Here is a 975-nt window from a genome sequence, read left to right on the forward strand (position 1 = left end):
CAGCGACCAGCGGCATCACTGGAGGCAGTGTGCTCATACAGGCCGAGACCGTGCAGACCGACGCCGCGCGCATCCGCGCCAATGGCAACAAGAGCAGCCCGGAGAAATCCGGCGACATCGCCATCACGGCCACCGGCGACATCCTGCTGGACACGCACACCGGCGTCGCCAGCCACTCAACAGCACGGGCAACATCGCCCTGCATGCGAACCGCCACCTGACGTTCGCGCAGACCCAAGTGAATGCGGGAGGAAACCTCTCGGGCACCAGCGCCACGGGCCAGATCAACGGCACCGGCGCGAGCCTGGTGGCCCGCGACCTGCTCAGCCTGAGCAGCAAGGACGCGCAAACGCACACCAATGGCCGCTACAGCAGCGGCGCGGCGACGATCTTCAACCAAACCGGCCACTTGGCCTTGAACGGCACCAGCGTGCACGCCACTGGCACGTCGGGCGCGTCGGGGCTGGACGACGTCAGCGGCCAGAAGCGTGGAATCGGGCGGCACCATGGAGATCGATGCCCACTCCCTGCTCGCGAGCAGAACCGACCTGTCCATGATCAAGGGCCTGGGGGACTTCAACATAGGCCCCCTCACGGCCAACTCGAGCCACAGCCTGACGATGATCACGCGCAACGGCAACATCAACCTCACGGGCAGTGCAGGCACCGCCGGTGTGGGCAGTTCCCCGAGGGTGGTTGCGTACGCCAACGGCGACCTCACCCTGGTGGCCAACAACATCCTGCTGGAAGGCAGCTACCTGCGAGCAGTACACGGGACCCTGAACCTTACCGCCACCACGGGAAACATCACGGCCACCGCGCTGCGGGCGTCAAAGACCGAAGCGGGTTTTCTCAACCACTACTGGGATTACGTGCAACTGCTGGGCGGCCGGGGGGTGAACGTTCGCGCTGCGGGCCACATTGACATGGATGGCGTGTTCGTGCACAGCCATGACAGCGTGAACATACAGTCCG

General features: G+C 65.2%; 2 protein-coding genes. Both read left to right on the top strand.

Annotation, left to right across the window (positions count from 1 at the left end; all coding sequences use genetic code 11):
* Positions 1-221, top strand: a 221-nt coding sequence (locus VTU_RS33525; protein WP_010102392.1) for a hypothetical protein, incomplete at its 5' end; no start/stop codon positions are given.
* A gap of 285 nt (positions 222-506) precedes the next feature.
* A partial coding sequence (locus VTU_RS26225) for a hypothetical protein (protein ID WP_010102395.1) occupies positions 507-975 on the top strand: 469 nt, incomplete at its 3' end.

This window comes from Verminephrobacter aporrectodeae subsp. tuberculatae At4, from assembly GCF_000193225.1.
Taxonomy (GTDB): Bacteria; Pseudomonadota; Gammaproteobacteria; order Burkholderiales; family Burkholderiaceae_C; genus Acidovorax; species Acidovorax aporrectodeae.